Here is a 17,826-nt window from a genome sequence, read left to right on the forward strand (position 1 = left end):
ATGCTCAAAAGAACGGTTTAAATATATTATAGCATGATGCCAATCCCATGGGATGTAGAAGGAAGAAATTGATTACTCAATTTCCCCTGTATTTTTATATACTTTATCCAACGCCTTTAATGACTCCAGCAAGGGTTTCATTTTAGCCAAAGGCCAACTGTTAGGACCATCACTCAAGGCCTTATCTGGATCAGGATGAGTTTCCATAAACAATCCTGAAATACCTGCAGCTACTGCAGCACGAGCAAGAACAGGAACAAACTCGCGTTGTCCACCTGAAACCCCATTATTTCCTCCCGGCAACTGCACCGAATGCGTTGCATCATAGACAACAGGACAACCAGTTTCTCGCATAATGGCTAAAGAACGCATATCAGAAACCAAATTATTATATCCAAAACTTACACCACGCTCACATGCCATAATCTGCTCATTACCGCATGCCTTTGCCTTGGCAATCACGTGTTTCATTTCCCAAGGAGCTAAAAATTGCCCTTTTTTGATATTAACAGGCTTATTCATCGATGCTACTTTCTGGATAAAATTAGTCTGTCTGCATAGAAACGCTGGAGTTTGTAACACATCCACAACACTCGATACCTCCAACAATGGAGTATCTTCATGAACATCAGTTAAAACAGGAACACCCACCTGATTTTTTACTTTTTCTAAAATAGATAATCCTTTTTCAAAACCAGGGCCTCTGTAACTGGATATAGAAGAACGGTTTGCTTTATCAAACGAAGATTTATATATAAAAGGAATCTGCAATTGCTTGCAGATTTCCTTTAAATAACCCGCGGTTTCCAAAGCCAGTTCTTCACTTTCAATGACGCACGGTCCAGCAATTAAAAATAAAGGCTTATCTATACCTACTTCAAATCCACATAATTTCATTCTTGATTGTTTCCTTGATGTTTTTTGCGAGCAGCAAGTACAAATTGCTTAAACAGTGGATGACTTGCTCTTGGAGTCGATGTAAATTCTGGATGAAACTGGCATGCCAAAAACCAGGGATGATCGGATAATTCTATCATTTCAACCAAAGAATTATCTGCTGAACGTCCGGAGATAATCAACCCATGTTCAACCAAGCTTTCTACATATTTATTATTAACCTCATAACGATGACGATGGCGCTCTATTATTTGAGGTTTTTCATAAACGTTACGTGCCAATGTACCCTCTGCTAATTGGCACATTTGCGCCCCTAAACGCATTGTACCACCTAAATCACCATGTTCATCACGAAGTTTTTTTGAACCATCCGCATCCATCCACTCATTAATTAATCCAAGGACAGGATATGGGGTATTTTTGTTAAATTCAGTAGAATTTGCTTCTTTTAAACCAACAACATTTCTGGCAAATTCGATAACTGCGGTTTGCATTCCCAAACAAATTCCCAAGAAAGGAACTTTATGCTCTCGAGCATATTGGATAGCTTTAATTTTACCTTCAACACCACGCTCCCCAAAACCGCCTGGGACAAGAATCGCATCAATACCTTCTAAAAGCGAAGCACCGTGAGTTTCAATTAACTCAGCATCCAAATAAACAATTTCGACTTTTGTTTGAGTATGAAGTCCAGCGTGCAGTAAAGCCTCATTAATCGATTTATATGCATCATTCAATTCAATATATTTTCCGACCATAGCAATTTTTACAGTCGCGGTTTGAACGGCACTCATTGCCACAACACGATCCCACTCACTTAAATCGGCAGGTTTTACATCAAGTCCCAATTTTTTCACAACAATTTCATCGAGTCCGTGCTCATGCAATATTCTTGGAATTTGATAAATACTCGGCGCATCTTCGAGCGAAATAACCCCTTCTTTTTCCACATTGGTAAATAATGCAATTTTTGCTCTATCTGACATAGGCAAAGCTTTTTCTGAGCGGCAAATCAAAATATCCGGCTGAATACCTATAGAACGCAATTCCTTTACTGAGTGCTGGGTTGGCTTTGTTTTCGTCTCACCAGAAGTGGCAATATAAGGCACTAACGTCAGATGTATGAATAAAGTTCTTTGGGAACCTAATTCAACTCGCATTTGACGAATTGCTTCAAGAAAAGGCAATGATTCGATATCACCTACAGTTCCACCAATTTCAACCATTGCCACATCGAAACCATCAGCACCCAATTTAATGCATCGTTTGATTTCATTAGTAATATGGGGAATGACCTGAACCGTTCCGCCTAAATAATCCCCTCTTCTTTCTTTTTTAATGACATTTTCATAAATTTTCCCTGAAGTAAAATTATTACGTTTTGTCATAGTTGAATTTACGAAACGCTCATAATGCCCCAAATCCAGATCTGTTTCTGCACCATCATTGGTCACAAAAACTTCCCCATGCTGGAATGGACTCATGGTTCCAGGATCAACATTAATATAGGGATCAAGCTTAATCAGTGTTACTTTAAGACCACGTGCCTCGAGAACTGCAGCGAGCGACGCAGCTGCAATGCCCTTTCCTAAGGAAGATACCACACCACCTGTAATAAAAATAAAATTTGTCATAATTGACCTTGTATCCTGCTAATTAAGTACTGTTCAGTAGAGAAATAGAGAATTCGGATTCCATTGTAGCTTGGGTGCAGCGTAACGGAACTTGGATTTATTAAGACCCGGGTTCCGTTACGCTGCACCCAGGCTACAATATACCGTGGCTACAAACGAATCAAAACACTGACCTAAGTTATCGCCAATAAATGCCCCATTTTCTCTTTCTTAGTTTTTAAATATCTGTGACTTTCCTTAGTAGGTTCTATTTCTAAAGGCACTCTCTCCATAACCTTTACTCCATAACATTCAACAGCAGCAATTTTTGATGGATTATTGGTTAATAATCTTATTGCATCAATACCAAAATATTTAATTATTTGATAGGCAACTGCATAATTTCTGCTGTCTGCAGGAAGACCTAGTTGATGATTCGCATCAACGGTATCCCAACCTTGCTCCTGCAAGGCATAAGCTTTTAGTTTATTTGCTAAACCAATTCCTCGCCCTTCCTGGCGTAAATAGATTAAAACACCACCCTCAGCCGCAATCAGGGACAAAGACTGTTCCAATTGATTGCCACAATCGCACTTACAAGAGCCAAAAATATCACCTGTAATACATTCCGAATGAATACGCACTAGAGGCGCGCGATTAGCAAATATAGGCGGCTTCACCAATGCAAAATGTTCTGCACAATCAAGTTCATTTGCAAAAACAGTCATATTAAAATCACCTTTGTCTTGCAAAGGAATACGTGTTGAAGCAGCCGCTTTGACTAACATTTCATGACGAATTCGATATTCTATCAAATCTTTAATCGTTACCAGAGGAATATTATATTTTTCGGAAAATGCAACCAATTCATCACGTCTACTCATGGTGCCATCTTCGTTAATAATTTCACAAATTACAGCGGCAGGAGTTAAACCAGCGAGTTTTGCTAAGTCAACACTACCCTCTGTCTGTCCAGGACGTTCTAAAACGCCTTTTTTCTTGGCACGCAAAGGAAAAACATGTCCTGGAGAAATAACATCAGTAGGGCCACTCTCAGCAGCAATTGCGACTTTAATAGTCTGAGCCCTATCTTTAGCGGAAATACCTGTTGATACACCTTCTGCGGCCTCAATAGATACAGTAAATGCAGTACCATAAGGAGACCTATTGTTTTGCGCCATCATTGGTAATTGTAATTTATCAATTAGTTCATCAGCCATAGACAAGCAGATCAAACCACAACCATGACGAGACATAAAATTAATTACTTCTGGCGTTGCATAATCAGCGGCTACAACCAGATCCCCTTCATTTTCCCTATCTTCATCATCCATTAAAATAACCATTTTACCGGCTTTGAGTGTTTCCACTGCGTGTTCTATTGTAGCTAATGAATACTTCATAACGCGACCTCATTTGATCCAGTGTTCATTTAATCCTCCAGCCAATCCAGACATGCTATCATATTGTCGCCCATAGCATGCCAAGAAATAGTATGCGCTCGGTCAAATATCCCACTCTGCTGGTATGCTGAAATTGCATCGTGCTCCAAAATACTTGGAACAATATATAAATAAGTTCGATGAACTAACCTTTCTTGGTGCAGTGCACTAAAAAGGGCCCCTCCTGCTTCAACCCAAACATCATGATATCCCTGCTCACCAAGATGGCTGATCACAGCATCTAAATCCATTACTCCATTTTTCATGGGCATGAAATGCAAAGTACTGTTAGGATAAGAAACTTCTCGCTCATTGCAATGATACACATGGCAATGAGCCGCGGTTGAAAAAATTATAGATTGTAGGCCAAGACTCAACTGCCTATCAATAATTGCAACAGGCTTTGCCTGTTCTTCCTGGCCTAAACGCACGTTCATCTTGGGATTATCCAGACCCACTGTTTTGGCAGTAGTAAGAATCACATCCGCGGCAGCACGCATTTGATGCGTGAACTCTTCACATAAAGCATTCGACAAAATAACACGCTCCCCTACCGAGCGTCCAATTTTACCATTTAGCGTTTGCGCAATTTTCACTGTTACTCTTGGCTTTTTGGTTACAGTCCAGTAGGAGTAACTTTTATAAAATTCGGTAATTTCATCTACAGGATAATGCGTCACCTTAATTCCATGGGCACGTAATTTTTCTGAGGAATTATTTTTAGCTACAACTGGATTAGGATCCAAATAAGCAAAAACAACTTCCTCCACTCCATGATTAATAATCGCATCAACACAAGGTGGTGTTCTTCCCCAATGATTACATGGCTCAAGAGAAATATATAGACAAACCCCTGGCATTTTAGGAGGAATCTGTGTTAACAATAATTGTTCTGCATGCGGAGTCCCTGCACCTCCATGACTTGCTTGTGCTATAATATTTCCATTTTGCACAGCAACCGCGCCAACACAGGGATTAGGGGCGCAATGGCCTTGTCCAATCCGGGCCTGTTCAAGTGCTGCGAGCAAAAACTTTTTGTGCATTGTTTAAGTACCTTTCTATGATGCAAGGTAACTGCTCAACACTAAATAGGCGTAATCCCAAAGGACAAACGGCGGGATAACGAGAGAGGATGAGTAGTTACGATGTGTGAATGATAACAAATTATTCAATTTTTGAGTAGCCTAATGATTAAATTGAAAATTAAGAAAAGCATATGTTGGATACTGTTAGCGAGTATTTTTGCCCAGCCTTCTTTTGCCGAAGGTCTGTCTCCATTCTCAACCAGTGAGTTGGAACAACTGGAAAAAGAATTCGTGCAACAAATCAATCAATCAGAAAGCGTAGAACGAAATCCATTGGCAAGCCAATATATTAATCGCATTGGGAAAAACCTTGCTCATGCGGGTCATATTAAAACACCTGATTTTTTTATAGTAAAATCAAATGAAATCAATGCATTTGCAGGTCCTGGTGGACATATAGGTATCAATTCACAACTTATTTTAACCACCAGTACTGAAAGTGAGCTTGCTGGGGTAATGGCCCATGAAATCGCACACGTACGTTTGCATCATCTCTACAGAATGATCGAACATCAAAAACAAATGCGTGTTCCTATGCTTGCGTCCATACTGGCATCTGCTGCTTTAGGAGTAATTAATCCCACAGTTGGAATGGCTGGAATGATGGGAGCCTTAACAGGATTCTCACAAGACAATATCAATTTTACCCGCTCCAAAGAAAAAGAGGCGGATAGGATCGGTATTGATATGTTGACTAAAGCTGGATATAACCCCAAAGGTATGGCTGCTTTTTTTAAAAAAATGCAGGAAAATTCACGTTATTACTACACAGCAAACGTACCTGCCATTCTACGTACCCACCCGCTGGATGGAGACAGGATAGCTGAAGCAGAAAACCGTATCGCACAATCTTCACCCCAAAAACATGTAGATTCTCCTGAGTATCCTTTAGTTAAGGAATTAATCCGCACATCTGTAACTCAAGATCCTAAGACGTTATTTGATTATTATGAGCATCAATGCAACAAAAGAACTCCCGCCCATGCCTGTCAATATGGCCATGCCCTTACCTTAATTAATAATAATAATTATGCAAAAGCAGCTACTATTTTGACTCCTTTATTGGCAGAAAATAATAATCTCTATTTTCAAATTGCTATGGCGCAAGCTGAAACAGGAATGTCCCAACATAAAGCAGCACTCTCTCGATTAGAAGAAATACAAAAAAACTATCCGGACAATTACGCTGCACTTATGGCATACGCTCAAGGTTTGTTGGCTGCGAATCAAAATGAGAAAGCAACCGGTATCTTGCTTAAAGGAAGCAGAAAATATAAACACGATCTTCCTTTGTGTCGCGAGTTAGCTCGAGCCCAAGCGCAATCACATCAAAAAAGTTATGCCTATTTTACTCAGGCTCAATGTTTACTTCTTGAGGGACAAAAAAGAGCAGCGGTAGCTCAACTTAAAGTAGCCCGTGGCCTGGCAAAAAAAGATCCTTATTTATCAGCAAGGATTTCTGCCAAAATTGATGAAATTGTGAATTAAACTAAGATATCTATCTCCCTCACCCATAATGGGAGAGGGAACCTTTTATTCAACTAACCGAGTTATACTAATAGAGTTTTTTTATTCAACAAACAGATGTCTCTTCTCCCTTTGAGGAGAAGGTGCCGACAAAACGGATGAGGGGCTTACTATTTCTCCCCCATTTTATAGAAGAAAATTTTTCTGACAGTATTTCAAAAATTAATCTCGAAAATTCTCATATTGCAATGGCAATTTGATGTTTGATTTCTTCAAAAGAGCGATTGTCTCTTGCAATTCATCGCGCTTTTTACCTGTTACACGAACTTTGTCTCCCTGAATAGACGCCTGAACCTTAATCTTGGAATCTTTTATACATTTCACAATCTCTTTAGCTATTGGTTGATCGATTCCTTGCTTAAAAGTCATATTTAAGGAATAAAATTTTCCACTGTGCACTGGCTCATCTTCTATTTCCACTCCCGAAGCATCAACATTGCGTTTACTGCAATGATTACGGAATAGATCCTCTAATTGCCTAACTTGAAAATCTGCTTCAGCTCGTAATGTCACCGTCAGTTCTTTAAGTTCAATGCTTGACTCTACACCCCGAAAATCAAAGCGCGTACCCATTTCGCGCACAGCATTATCAACCGCATTACGTAATTCAACCATGTTTGTTTCAGAGACAATATCAAAAGAAGGCATAAGTTACTCATTTAAGTTAAAAAATATAATTTAACAAAAATCCGAATGCTGCACCACAATTCCAAATGTCAATTCTTATTGTTGCATATTCACCTAAAGAATGTTATCAAATTAATTGGCTCAAAAATATTCTATTTAGTTACCATCCGTACAATAACCTTCCGGTTATTCTAAATCTCAAGGAGTGAGAAGTATGGCAAAGGAAAAAAAGGAGTATTACGCGTCATATCAACCCCAACCTCATCATTCTCGTTTTTGGCTCCATTCAGAGTCCTGTTATACCGAGGAAGAATTAGAGCAAAGAGCATGGATACTTAAAGCACGCGCCAACTCAGGGATTCATCCTGATTATTTAGCTAACCCCAGTTCCTGGTTCGCTGATGATTCCCAGGCTTTAATCAATGTTTATGAGCATTCCTGGTTTTACTCTAATGCATTCAAGACGCGTCACGCTTTAACCCGAGATGATTTTCATGTCCAACCTATTGATAGTCAACGCCTGCAATGGTCTGCTTTGTATCAATTAATGCAAAAAACTGGTGATTATTTATTATTAAGAAATCAGGATTTACGCCAAGATCATTTAAATCAACCCATGAATTTCTTCTTGTTGGATCTTAATCATATACTGAAGGGAATAAGTCAAAATCCAAATATCAAGCAAACAAGCGAGCAACTAGAGTTAGTCACTCGTTACGTACGGACTATTGAAAAAAATATCTCTCCGTTTGTAGGTTCGGATCGATTATTTTTGGCCAATTTCCGCAGTACAATTGATGATGAAATTCAGCCGCAATTAACCCACAGAATTGAATCACAATTATTAAGAGATCGCCTTGGCGAATTATCAAAAACGATTGAACAATTATCCACCACGCGGAACAGAGTATTGCATTTTGCTCTAAATGCAAATCCGGTTAATCCTCATCCCTATACCTTCGCAATCGATAAACCTGCTGATTTAAAAGCCTACCCTACTCAAGCAGTAAAAGAATGTGGGAAAAGTTCAACCGCAATCGTAGATAGCCCTATTTCTAAATTGCACCTAACAGCGGACCAACTTAAAAACTGTCCTGATTTCCAATTAGTAAATATGCAAGATAACGTATTAGATAATTATGCTAAAGCAATAACGGATTTAAATGAACTCGACCAGTTTCAAAAAGTCATTACTCATACTATGGATCTATTAGGGCAAGCGGGCGAAGTGTATACGGTTCTTCAATTTAAGGAGCAATTATCTTTATTACTGAAACAAATTGACTATTTTATTGATGAATCCTCAATTCATATTGAAGAAGTTATCCACGCTAATACAAATGCATATCATAAAGCGATTCAAGAGGAACAAAATTTATCCTTAATCAAAAAATGGTTAACCTCTGAGCAAACAAAGTTAAATACCTTTATTGCAAATCAAGATACATTGGCACAATTTCCGTCCACAACAGTGGATCTTTCCAAAACGAACCAAGTACTAAAACAACAAGTCAATTATGTTATTGCTCATTTAAATGGTCCTAAAATGAAGGATACTGATTTCGCAACACTTGCCGGACAAGCTCAGGAATTAAATGCATTAATGGATTCGATGCACCGCTGGATCTCATTTCAATATTCTATCAAAGGGCTGAATCCCCCCAAAGAACCTGAAAAATTACAGCTATTACAACAACCAAAATCGCAGCAACCACCTCATCACCAACCTAAACTACGACCCTCATTTTTTGAGTCAAACAAAAATCAACCTGTAGACATTTGCCCTCCCAACTTGAACTCCGAAATATCGATATGCCGACTCCCAGCAGAGCAACCACCTGCCATAGCAGCCTGTGTCGATCAGGATATGCCTGTATGTCGTGCGCAAAATGAGCAATCTCATACAGATCTTTCAGGTGTATATCTTGGAGTTATTATTTTAGTTCCCATTGGCTTGCTTGCACTCTATTTATTGTATCAATCCCTTAATAAATCAGAAACTAAAGTGAAAATTCTAGGAAGCAAAGAAGAGTATGAAAAAATTAAAACTGAATTGGATGATTTCATTATCGAAATCAAAAAAACCGAAGACCTGAGCGATTTAAAAATAAAATACAAAATAGAAGATTTTATTGAAACATACATTCAGTTAAACAAACAAGCTCAAAGAGGAATGTATGATGTAGAAGAATTAAAGGAGCTTTATGAGGATATGAAATATTTTTATAGTGAGTACAGATCTGAATCCGCATCACTTGGATCATTTATGTATTAATTAGTCCAAACTTATTTGAGCCGTTTCACCAAGCGGCTCAAAATATAGCTGCGAAATACAGAATAAACTCGGAGGATTCATTGCTCCCCAAGCTTATATCATTTCATCAACCAAAATAAACTTTGTACAACAAAAATAGGCCAATGATTAATGTGATGACAGCAATCGTGATAAATAGTTCCGATTTATCTATCACTCTATTCCAAATTTTATATACGGTATCTGGACAATAGAGCCTAAATAAGCCGCCAATCAGTATTAGCCAAGCAAAAACTGTAACAATGACAGGCCATCCCATTACCCATACGTTATGACTAAGAACCATTAATAATCCAATAATTAAGGTCATGATACCAACAACTAACATGACAGCTCGTTGCGACATCAATTCCCTCATTGCGGTAACTACAATGTCACGTCGTACAAGTAAAAGCAGGCTCACAATTACCAGATACCAACCTAGTACTGCTGCTAAAAAATTGGTACCCATAACAATCTCCTGATATATAACTCTCCTATTTAAATTATAGTTCAATATATCCCTTTATAACGTGGTGAATCCGATAAAAATAGCTAAGCTTATATATAAGTTTGGATCAAAGGATTCTTAAAATGAGCAAGCAATTTACTGCACATGTTTACTGTAAAGAAGAAAGAGTCGCGACCCAAACAGGAGATGATCTCGATAAGCTTTATACCTGGATGTTAATTCAAGTTAATAGCCACTTTGATGATATTCGCGGTGAAATTATTGAGAATAAAACAAACAAAACCGTCAGGACATTCCGCAAAGCACCTATAGAATAAGATCAACCTAAACTTACATTTTGTGTTTATAATCATAACCACTCCATGATGAATCACAAACACTAACTCCCAAGAAATATGTTGACTAAGATGAAGAAGCGCTTACAATAAACCCCCTTTATTTTAAAGTCACTTTAAGGACAGTCATGAGTGCAACAGAAAAAACATCCTCATTTAATCTTTTTTGGTTGCTTAACTACATTTCCATTGCATCAGTTTCTGCAGCGATTATCACCCCTGCTTTACCAAAAATTCAAACTGAATATGCTTTAGGTCCGGGCATTATCGAATGGATAGTTTCCGCTTTTTTGATTGGTTATGTAGCAGGTCAATTAGTTTATGCACCACTTGCTAACCGATATGGACGTTTAAAGGCTCTACGCACTGGACTGGTGATTAACTTACTTGGAATCGTCGTTTGCTTGTTCGCATTGTTACAAGGAAGTTATTGGTTGCTTGTTGGGGGACGGTTAATAACGGCTTTAGGTGCTGCCAGCGGACTCGCTTGTACATTCATGTTAATTAATGAATGGTTACCCGAAACTCAGCGTAAAACTGCTATGGCATATTCTGTATTGTCCTTTGCTCTTGGCATTGGAATCGCTGTGGTAATTGGTGGATTAGTTACTGAATATCTTCACTGGCAAGGATGTTTTTGGATATTGCTTATACATGGATTAATCATGCTCTGGGGAACTTGTGTATTTAGTGAAACATTGACTCAGCCCAAATCAATACATGTCTTGACGATCATCCGTGATTATTATGCTGCTCTTGCTTCTGCTAAACTGGTAATTTTTTCATTAGTAGTAGGCTGTTGTTCAGCAATATCTTATTGTTTTTCTGCTGCGGGACCTCAAATTGCAGAAGAACTATTGAAACTCTCGGCAGCGGAGTATGGTTATTGGAATATTCTCAACATTGTTGGCATGCTCTTGGGAGGATTATTTGCCAAACAATTACTTGCTCGTTTCTCAGCAAATCGACTCATTGCCATTGGCTTTTTTGGCGTTGCCCTTGGGATACTTAATTTATTGATGATGTGGCACACTGGAAGTCAATCTTCATTATGGTTTTTCCTAATTACTGCCAGCCTGTATTTATTTAGTAGTTTCCTATTTTCAGGCGGTTCATTTGTTGCTTCTAATGCGCTGAGCGACAAAGCCAGTGCTGCAGCGATGATGAGTTTTGTTAATATGTGTTTTGCAACACTCGGTGTCATAGTTATGGGCTATCTGATGGTCAATCCTTTATTAAGTTTTATTATTATTTTAAGTATCGTTTGGCTGCTTGTTGTTGGGCTATTATTGATAAAAACTCTAAAAGTAAATAATAAGTTAGTGTTATCAGGTGATTCAGATTAAATATTTGGCTCTTTAGCTCAGTGGAGGGAGACAGCAATGGTAAATGGTCATATACCACAATCGCTGCAAAATTTTTTGGATTTGACCAATACAAAACCTGCTGTCTTTATACCTGAGGAAGTGCGTGATCTTGCTGAAAAGACAGCTGAGGCTTTTGCCCTTCCCAAATTATTTGTTCCTCTGATCAGCAATCCAGTGTTGCAATGTGCTGAACATGAGATAACGACACGAATATATCATCCAGCGCCACAAAAAAAATTACCCTTAATTATTTATTTTCATGGTGGTGGACATTTATCTGGAAGTATCGATACACATGATGCACTTTGCCGGCGAATTGCTGTTACCAGTCATGCTGTGGTTATTTCTGTTGGATATCGTTTAGCTCCAGAATTTCCATATCCAGCAGGACTAATAGATTGTATCTCAGTTTTTGAACAACGAGTTGAGTTACTCAAAGAGTTTCAAGTAGATACCCAACAAGTTTTTTTAGCAGGTGACAGTGCTGGAGGAAATTTAGCGCTTTCGGTCTGCCATCAAATGAAAGAACAAGGTGATCATGCGATTAAAGGATTAGCATTAATTTATCCTTCTGTAGATTTCTCTATGAACTATGAATCATATCAACGCAATGGAGAAGGTTTCTTACTCACACGAGAAAAAATTAAATGGTATTTTGACAATTATTTCAAAAATGGTGCAGATCGAATTCAAGCATCACCAATGTATTTTAAACATTTGGAATTATTACCACCCTGCTATATTGCAGCTGCTGAATACGATCCTCTATTTGATGAAGCAATCGCTTTTGCAAAAAAAATAGAAAGCCTAGGAGTTTCTGTTGAATTAGAAGAGTTTAAAGGAATGATCCATGTCTTTGCACAACTTGAAATATTTGTACCCGATCAGGTCTTTCGATTAATTGAATCCATAGAACATTTTATTAAGTTATACTCTAAACTTGGGTGAAAGCGCTTCGCTGCACCCAGGTAGATTAAGTTTTACTTAAAAGGTATCAAACCCTTGATATTCCTCCCAAATGAATTCTTCATAAGTACATTCATCTACAACAGCAAATTGGGGGCCTTCCTTTAACCATGCATAAAATTGTTTTAACTTGTCAACCTTACCACAAGCAAAAACTTCTACGCGCCCATCATCCAGATTTCGCGCCCATCCTGTAATATCCAACTTCCTTGCTTCTCTTTGTGCTGAGGCGCGATACCATACTCCTTGGACTTTTCCCGAAATATAACATTTCATACATGCTTGATTTGTCATAAAAATTTCTTATTGGTTTTTGGATAAATAAAGTTTATCTTATTTTAGGTTATTTTACATTTTGCAAACATAATAGTAGAAATGAAAAAGCCCCTAATAAAAAGGAGTTAAAAATGGCTATATGGTTTAAAGAAATTACCCTGGAAGATCTCAATCGATTTGGACAAAATACTATGTCTGAATTTCTTGGCATCCAATTTATTGAAATAGGCAATGATTTCCTAAAAGCAACCATGCCCGTAAATGAACGCACCAGGCAACCTATAGGTATTCTTCATGGAGGTGCTAATGTCGCATTGTCCGAAACAGTAGCCAGTACAGCAGCAAACTCAGTTATTGATGTGAATCAATTTTTTTGTGTCGGTTTGGAAATAAATGCCAATCATATTCGCTCCGTTAAAGAAGGGATAGTTACAGCAATTACCACCCCTCTTCATCTGGGACGTTCCACTCAAGTTTGGCAAGTTAAAATCTTTAATGAACAAGAAAAACTAACCTGCATTTCGAGAATGACCGCCTCGGTAATAAACCGACCTATAGAATAAAACTGTCTGCGATTCATTCCCTCTGTTTCTTTGAGCATATGTTACAATAAGCCTGCATTTGATTTATTCCCTGTCGTTATGAAACCCACTCAGACCATTAAAAATCGAGGTGCTCTTAGTAATCCAGATGGCCGATTTGAACCACAAACACGTGAGCATTTTGCTGATGGCTGGGATATAGAAGAAGATATCCTTCCTCCTTTAGAAACATTTTTATTCCCCGAACATTCCAAATCGGTAATTAGTCATAATGACTCTCTCCGAATCCGTATGCGTGGCGAAGGAGAATACGCCAATCTTTTAAAAACTCGATTTCATCTTGCTTGTAAAAAAAATATCAGTTAAATATTGAACCCGCTCATGATTTAGAAATAAGGAAGTTTTGTAAAAAGGAAGAAGGAGCATGCAAACAATTAAGCTTATGGGATGATGAATGGTAGGAATTTGAAACATGTACTTAGAATATGCGCGGGTCAAAAAGCACTATTTTAACGAGGGCATTTGGTTTTTTTCAAACCACATAGAAACGGAATATATATATTTGGCTTAGATTTATACATTTCAAAAAATAAACTCTATACTTAAGCTGAGTAAAAAAAAAAGTAAAACCAAGGAGGAAGTAATGAGTACAAGTTCATGTATTTCAAAAATAATACGTACAACTGTTATAGTCGGTTCATTATTCTTTGCTGTAGGTTATACGTCCATCGCCAGCGCAGCTCAAGGATGCGGACATGGATATCATAGGAATATGTATGGTATGTGCGTACTCAATAGCCCAGGACCTAATGCAAGACCAGCTCCATATCATCCAGGCTGCTGGCGAAATGTTTGGGGTCAATTACGTTGCTATTAATAATCTTTCAATTGGCCTTACCTTTGCGCAAGGTAAGGCCTGTATCATAACAATTATTTTGATTTATTTCTTCTTATTAGGATGAGATTCTACTTTAGATTTTTCATGAGTAGGTTTCATTTTATCAGAATGAGCAGAATGTTGTTGATCATGGCGACGTGCATCTTGTGACTCATTTTTAAATTTATTATGTTTTGACATTTATACTCTCCTTGAGATTAAAATTCCGTCCATAGAATTTAAACTTAGTTCGACTTACTTGAAAAAGCAAACCATCACCTGTTAAATGAACTGTACTTTTCATACTCACTGTATGTAGTATTAAGAATTTACTTGACTCATCAATTCAGTAGTTGTAATTCAAAAAGTGCGCTAAAGTAATTTCAATTAACCTTATTGAAAAATGGACTTTTTCATGACACCTGAAATAAATGAAGCCTTAAGGAAAATAAGACAACAAAAACCTTTTATATTAAACATCACCAATTATTTTCCTATGGGATATGTAGCAAGTGGAATACGTAGTATCGGTGGATTCCCATTAATGTGTAGCGCAGAAGAGGAAGTTGAAGAATTATTGGGAATTTCCAAAGCCGTGGTGATCAATCTAGGTAAATTGGATAATGCGTTTGTTAAACTAAGTAATTACATCTGTAAGATAGCAAACCAGCAAAATATTCCTATTATTTTAGATCCGGTCGGAGCGGGTGCAAGTCGATACCGAACAGATGTTGCAATAGACATGATAAAAAAGCATCAAATTTCAATTATTCGTGGCTATCCTAATGAAGTTGCCAGTTTGGTGACTGGCGACCTAGTAATCCAAGATAGCAACCATCTTCTTGAAGATAAAGTAATAATAGAAAATGCGAAATCATTATCAAAAAAATATAATCTATCAGTGGTTGTCAGTGGAAAAAGACATCTAGTAGTCAGCGCAGATCGAATCGATCAATTTAATTTTGATTCTGAGCTGGTGCAAAAAGTAGCTGGGATAAGTAATTTACTTTCGGCAATTATTAGTGTTTTTAATTCTGTAATCAAAGATCCATTTTTAGCTGCTAAAAATGCAGTGCATTTTTATGCCGAATGCGTTGGACCAACTTCAAGTGGTGCTTCAGGCCCTGCATCACTGATTATAGGAATAATTGATAAAATCTATATAAATGCAATAAAAGCTCAATTGTTTACATAGTTTCTGTACCGGGATTATGGAATGCTCCAATAATCCCCGAGTTTGCTGCGCCACATCCAGGCAAAAAGGTTATTTAGTAAAGGTCATAAAAGCAAATATTCCCTTGTCTACAAGGACTTGAAAATTACTCCAAGATTGCTGGCGGGCAATTTGCGCAAAGGTATCAATGTGTTCGGGGTAATCATCAGCGCGCGGATGCTCCATCCGTGCAACAATCTCATCACCAGTGATTTCAGGGTTGGTTTCAACCATACGTGATTGCAAAGCATCCAACCATTCATCCCGTGTCTGATCCTGTTTGAGAACACCATCAACCATTAACAAAAAGCCATTAGGGTTTAATTTTTGTTTGCATGTAGCAATGAAATTTTTTTTATCGTGTAAGGATAAATGATGAACGGCATAACTGGTGAAAATCACATCGACTGGACCTGGCAAACGAGGAAGAGCGACCGTCATGTTATCTGCAATGAACTCTTTTTCACAATTAAGTGGATCCAGTGTATTTTCTGCCATTTTTAAAACATCTTGTGCTGCATCAATGCCTATATATTTTTCGATGGAAGTGGTTGCAAGTACAGAAACAACTGTACTGCTGTCGCCACATCCAACATCCACAAAAGAAAAAGGGCGATTTCCTATATGAGTCAAGAGAAATTTTTGTAACGCCTGCAACATTTCCCGATGAAATAACATGTTATTTTTAATCGCGCTTTGATAACGTTGCCAATTCTCATTAAAGTATTCACTCACGGTAGTCATAGCATATACCTACACTATTTAATTATGTATTAGAGAGATAATAGCAACTCTCATCATTTAGGTATACCCTAGGTTATTTGAGACAAAATAAGCTACAGATTGAAAAAAACAGCCCTAAGTGGTAAAATTTTAGCCTTTTGGTAAACTTACAGGCCACATATGAATTATTTTTTTCCATTATTACTCACTTTGTTTTACTCCGCGAGCTGTTTCGGTGGTATTGCAACCGAAGAGAATTTACGCGATAAAATTGGCCAAATGCTTCTTGTTGGTTTTGAGGGTAAAAGAATTAATGCTCAATCCTCAATAGTAAAAATAATTGAGGATAATAATATTGGCGGCGTCATATTATTTGACTACAACTACCATACAAAAACGTTTGACAAAAATATTGAAAACCCAGAACAAGTAAAAAAGCTGAATCAGGAACTCCAATATTTTGCTAAACAAGGTAATTTAAAACATCATCGCATACAATTACCTCTTCTAATTTCTATAGATTATGAAGGTGGGCAAGTCAATCGTTTAGGAGCGCAATATGGATTTCCTAAAACGTTGTCAGCCGCTGAGGTCGGCAAAAGAAGCCCTAAAGAAGCAGGAACTACTGCTGAATCTATGGCTCATACTCTAAAAATGGCAGAATTTAACTTAGACTTTGCCCCAGAACTGGATGTAAATGTTAACCCTAATAATCCAGTTATTGGAAAAAAAGATCGAAGTTTTTCGAGGGCTCCCAAGCAAGTCATACGCTATGCGAGCATTTACTCTCATCATTTCTTAAATCAAAAAATTCAATGTGCTTATAAACACTTTCCTGGACATGGTAGCTCTACCAGAGACTCACATCTGGGTTTTGTGGACGTTACAGATACTTGGCAAACTGATGAATTAGAACCATATGAATTCTTATTGAACTCGCCTGAGGCATGTGGTGTAGTTATGACAGCGCATATTGTGAACCGTAAATTAGATCCATCGGGCATGCCAGCAACTCTATCCCATAAAATATTAACTGATGTTCTCCGAAATCAGCTCCATTTCCGAGGGGTTATTATCACTGATGATATGCAAATGAAGGCGATTAGCGATAATTATGGACTTGAACAAGCTTTAGTATTGGCTATCAATGCTGGGGCAGATATGCTGATGTTTGGTAATAATTTATCTGTTCCAACACAAGATCCAGTTCAAGTCATTAATATAATTGAAGCCAAAGTAAAATCTGGAGAAATCAGCCAGGAACGAATAAATGAAGCCTATCAGCACATAGTGACTTTAAAAAAATCATTAAACTAAAAAGGCGCTTATTGCTATAAAGTAAGTCTAGGCGCAGTGAAGTGAAATTTAGATCAAGACTACTAAATTTCGCCCCAGCGTAATCGTTCAGGGGTTATACTTGAATCTTGGAGCGCAGGTTACGCGAAAGTGATGCTGAGGAAATGCAGCATACATTTAGTATATGAGGCCTCCGAAGCGTTATTTTCGCGCAAGATGTGCCAAATACAGCAGCTCAGTAATTAGGTCGTAAATGCTTACGCCTCTCACCTACT

The 17,826-nt window shown here is 37.8% G+C and carries 19 protein-coding genes; 10 read left to right on the plus strand and 9 right to left on the minus strand.

Translation table 11 applies throughout. From position 1 onward, the window contains the following. Nucleotides 1-72 precede the first annotated feature (72 nt). The 4 genes from kdsA to ribD all read right to left on the minus strand — a co-directional run bounded on the left by kdsA (nt 73) and on the right by ribD (nt 4,995). Complete coding sequence (gene kdsA / locus ELY20_RS04215; protein ID WP_110141439.1) at nt 73-897, minus strand: 3-deoxy-8-phosphooctulonate synthase; 825 nt, start codon at nt 895-897, stop codon at nt 73-75. After that, nucleotides 894-2,531 (minus strand): CTP synthase, encoded by a 1,638-nt coding sequence (locus tag ELY20_RS04220; RefSeq protein ID WP_110141438.1) that lies wholly within the window; start codon nt 2,529-2,531, stop codon nt 894-896. The genes kdsA and ELY20_RS04220 overlap by 4 nt, the downstream gene beginning before the upstream one ends. Nucleotides 2,532-2,704: 173 nt before the next feature. Then, on the minus strand, nt 2,705-3,913 hold the full coding sequence (gene ribB, locus ELY20_RS04225; protein ID WP_110141437.1) for a 3,4-dihydroxy-2-butanone-4-phosphate synthase: 1,209 nt from the start codon (nt 3,911-3,913) through the stop codon (nt 2,705-2,707). Between the two features lie 29 nt (nt 3,914-3,942). Further along, nucleotides 3,943-4,995, minus strand: coding sequence for a bifunctional diaminohydroxyphosphoribosylaminopyrimidine deaminase/5-amino-6-(5-phosphoribosylamino)uracil reductase RibD (ribD, locus tag ELY20_RS04230; protein WP_110141436.1), 1,053 nt, complete (start codon nt 4,993-4,995; stop codon nt 3,943-3,945). A 144-nt stretch (nt 4,996-5,139) separates the two neighbouring features. Here ribD and ELY20_RS04235 point away from each other — a divergent pair, with 144 nt between their 5' ends. Then, nucleotides 5,140-6,525 carry a M48 family metalloprotease gene (locus tag ELY20_RS04235; protein WP_110141435.1) on the plus strand — a complete coding sequence of 462 codons (1,386 nt, stop codon included), beginning with the start codon at nt 5,140-5,142 and terminating at the stop codon, nt 6,523-6,525. A gap of 201 nt (nt 6,526-6,726) precedes the next feature. Here the strand turns inward: ELY20_RS04235 and ELY20_RS04240 are convergent, their stop codons facing one another. Further along, nucleotides 6,727-7,212 carry a YajQ family cyclic di-GMP-binding protein gene (locus tag ELY20_RS04240; RefSeq protein ID WP_110141434.1) on the minus strand — a complete coding sequence of 162 codons (486 nt, stop codon included), beginning with the start codon at nt 7,210-7,212 and terminating at the stop codon, nt 6,727-6,729. Between the two features lie 193 nt (nt 7,213-7,405). Between ELY20_RS04240 and ELY20_RS04245 the strand changes: the two genes are divergently transcribed. Continuing rightward, nucleotides 7,406-9,466, plus strand: coding sequence for a hypothetical protein (locus ELY20_RS04245; RefSeq protein ID WP_110141433.1), 2,061 nt, complete (start codon nt 7,406-7,408; stop codon nt 9,464-9,466). A 106-nt stretch (nt 9,467-9,572) separates the two neighbouring features. On the opposite strand, the gene ELY20_RS04250 is transcribed toward ELY20_RS04245, so the two are convergent. Beyond that, the gene (locus ELY20_RS04250; RefSeq protein ID WP_110141432.1) at nt 9,573-9,956 is read right to left on the minus strand and encodes a hypothetical protein; all 384 of its coding nucleotides are present in this window, start codon (nt 9,954-9,956) and stop codon (nt 9,573-9,575) included. A gap of 122 nt (nt 9,957-10,078) precedes the next feature. Here ELY20_RS04250 and ELY20_RS04255 point away from each other — a divergent pair, with 122 nt between their 5' ends. The 3 genes from ELY20_RS04255 to ELY20_RS04265 all read left to right on the plus strand — a co-directional run bounded on the left by ELY20_RS04255 (nt 10,079) and on the right by ELY20_RS04265 (nt 12,606). After that, nucleotides 10,079-10,273: a hypothetical protein gene (locus tag ELY20_RS04255; RefSeq protein WP_110141431.1), complete on the plus strand. Its 195-nt coding sequence runs from the start codon at nt 10,079-10,081 to the stop codon at nt 10,271-10,273. Nucleotides 10,274-10,419: 146 nt separating this feature from the next. Further along, nucleotides 10,420-11,637: an MFS transporter gene (locus tag ELY20_RS04260; protein ID WP_110141430.1), complete on the plus strand. Its 1,218-nt coding sequence runs from the start codon at nt 10,420-10,422 to the stop codon at nt 11,635-11,637. Between the two features lie 36 nt (nt 11,638-11,673). Then, on the plus strand, nt 11,674-12,606 hold the full coding sequence (locus ELY20_RS04265; protein WP_110141429.1) for an alpha/beta hydrolase: 933 nt from the start codon (nt 11,674-11,676) through the stop codon (nt 12,604-12,606). A gap of 36 nt (nt 12,607-12,642) precedes the next feature. Here the strand turns inward: ELY20_RS04265 and ELY20_RS04270 are convergent, their stop codons facing one another. Further along, nucleotides 12,643-12,918, minus strand: a complete 276-nt coding sequence (locus tag ELY20_RS04270; RefSeq protein ID WP_110141428.1) for an acylphosphatase — start codon at nt 12,916-12,918, stop codon at nt 12,643-12,645. Nucleotides 12,919-13,031: 113 nt separating this feature from the next. Between ELY20_RS04270 and ELY20_RS04275 the strand changes: the two genes are divergently transcribed. The 3 genes from ELY20_RS04275 (at nt 13,032) to ELY20_RS04285 (ending at nt 14,319) form a co-directional block, all read left to right on the plus strand. Then, the gene (locus tag ELY20_RS04275; RefSeq protein WP_110141427.1) at nt 13,032-13,463 is read left to right on the plus strand and encodes a hotdog fold thioesterase; all 432 of its coding nucleotides are present in this window, start codon (nt 13,032-13,034) and stop codon (nt 13,461-13,463) included. A 78-nt stretch (nt 13,464-13,541) separates the two neighbouring features. Further along, nucleotides 13,542-13,808 (plus strand): hypothetical protein, encoded by a 267-nt coding sequence (locus ELY20_RS04280; RefSeq protein ID WP_233590487.1) that lies wholly within the window; start codon nt 13,542-13,544, stop codon nt 13,806-13,808. 277 nt (nt 13,809-14,085) lie between these two features. Then, on the plus strand, nt 14,086-14,319 hold the full coding sequence (locus ELY20_RS04285; RefSeq protein ID WP_110141426.1) for a GCG_CRPN prefix-to-repeats domain-containing protein: 234 nt from the start codon (nt 14,086-14,088) through the stop codon (nt 14,317-14,319). Nucleotides 14,320-14,382: 63 nt separating this feature from the next. On the opposite strand, the gene ELY20_RS16855 is transcribed toward ELY20_RS04285, so the two are convergent. Then, nucleotides 14,383-14,520, minus strand: a complete 138-nt coding sequence (locus ELY20_RS16855) for a hypothetical protein (RefSeq protein ID WP_165831566.1) — start codon at nt 14,518-14,520, stop codon at nt 14,383-14,385. Nucleotides 14,521-14,734: 214 nt separating this feature from the next. Between ELY20_RS16855 and ELY20_RS04290 the strand changes: the two genes are divergently transcribed. After that, the gene (locus tag ELY20_RS04290; protein WP_110141425.1) at nt 14,735-15,514 is read left to right on the plus strand and encodes a hydroxyethylthiazole kinase; all 780 of its coding nucleotides are present in this window, start codon (nt 14,735-14,737) and stop codon (nt 15,512-15,514) included. Between the two features lie 69 nt (nt 15,515-15,583). On the opposite strand, the gene ELY20_RS04295 is transcribed toward ELY20_RS04290, so the two are convergent. Beyond that, on the minus strand, nt 15,584-16,276 hold the full coding sequence (locus ELY20_RS04295; RefSeq protein WP_110141424.1) for a class I SAM-dependent methyltransferase: 693 nt from the start codon (nt 16,274-16,276) through the stop codon (nt 15,584-15,586). A gap of 159 nt (nt 16,277-16,435) precedes the next feature. Here ELY20_RS04295 and ELY20_RS04300 point away from each other — a divergent pair, with 159 nt between their 5' ends. Beyond that, complete coding sequence (locus tag ELY20_RS04300) at nt 16,436-17,572, plus strand: glycoside hydrolase family 3 N-terminal domain-containing protein (RefSeq protein ID WP_110141423.1); 1,137 nt, start codon at nt 16,436-16,438, stop codon at nt 17,570-17,572. Nucleotides 17,573-17,826: the final 254 nt, after the last annotated feature.

The organism is Legionella qingyii, assembly GCF_003990155.1.
GTDB lineage: Bacteria > Pseudomonadota > Gammaproteobacteria > Legionellales > Legionellaceae > Legionella > Legionella qingyii.

Bases quoted from the DNA above. Each gene is read 5' to 3' on its own strand.
- kdsA (WP_110141439.1), bottom strand. From the start codon at position 897: ATGAAATTATGTGGATTTGAAGTAGGTATAGATAAGCCTTTATTTTTA.
- ELY20_RS04220 (WP_110141438.1), bottom strand. From the start codon at position 2,531: ATGACAAATTTTATTTTTATTACAGGTGGTGTGGTATCTTCCTTAGGA.
- ribB (WP_110141437.1), bottom strand. From the start codon at position 3,913: ATGAAGTATTCATTAGCTACAATAGAACACGCAGTGGAAACACTCAAA.
- ribD (WP_110141436.1), bottom strand. From the start codon at position 4,995: ATGCACAAAAAGTTTTTGCTCGCAGCACTTGAACAGGCCCGGATTGGA.
- ELY20_RS04235 (WP_110141435.1), top strand. From the start codon at position 5,140: ATGATTAAATTGAAAATTAAGAAAAGCATATGTTGGATACTGTTAGCG.
- ELY20_RS04240 (WP_110141434.1), bottom strand. From the start codon at position 7,212: ATGCCTTCTTTTGATATTGTCTCTGAAACAAACATGGTTGAATTACGT.
- ELY20_RS04245 (WP_110141433.1), top strand. From the start codon at position 7,406: ATGGCAAAGGAAAAAAAGGAGTATTACGCGTCATATCAACCCCAACCT.
- ELY20_RS04250 (WP_110141432.1), bottom strand. From the start codon at position 9,956: ATGGGTACCAATTTTTTAGCAGCAGTACTAGGTTGGTATCTGGTAATT.
- ELY20_RS04255 (WP_110141431.1), top strand. From the start codon at position 10,079: ATGAGCAAGCAATTTACTGCACATGTTTACTGTAAAGAAGAAAGAGTC.
- ELY20_RS04260 (WP_110141430.1), top strand. From the start codon at position 10,420: ATGAGTGCAACAGAAAAAACATCCTCATTTAATCTTTTTTGGTTGCTT.
- ELY20_RS04265 (WP_110141429.1), top strand. From the start codon at position 11,674: ATGGTAAATGGTCATATACCACAATCGCTGCAAAATTTTTTGGATTTG.
- ELY20_RS04270 (WP_110141428.1), bottom strand. From the start codon at position 12,918: ATGACAAATCAAGCATGTATGAAATGTTATATTTCGGGAAAAGTCCAA.
- ELY20_RS04275 (WP_110141427.1), top strand. From the start codon at position 13,032: ATGGCTATATGGTTTAAAGAAATTACCCTGGAAGATCTCAATCGATTT.
- ELY20_RS04280 (WP_233590487.1), top strand. From the start codon at position 13,542: ATGAAACCCACTCAGACCATTAAAAATCGAGGTGCTCTTAGTAATCCA.
- ELY20_RS04285 (WP_110141426.1), top strand. From the start codon at position 14,086: ATGAGTACAAGTTCATGTATTTCAAAAATAATACGTACAACTGTTATA.
- ELY20_RS16855 (WP_165831566.1), bottom strand. From the start codon at position 14,520: ATGTCAAAACATAATAAATTTAAAAATGAGTCACAAGATGCACGTCGC.
- ELY20_RS04290 (WP_110141425.1), top strand. From the start codon at position 14,735: ATGACACCTGAAATAAATGAAGCCTTAAGGAAAATAAGACAACAAAAA.
- ELY20_RS04295 (WP_110141424.1), bottom strand. From the start codon at position 16,276: ATGACTACCGTGAGTGAATACTTTAATGAGAATTGGCAACGTTATCAA.
- ELY20_RS04300 (WP_110141423.1), top strand. From the start codon at position 16,436: ATGAATTATTTTTTTCCATTATTACTCACTTTGTTTTACTCCGCGAGC.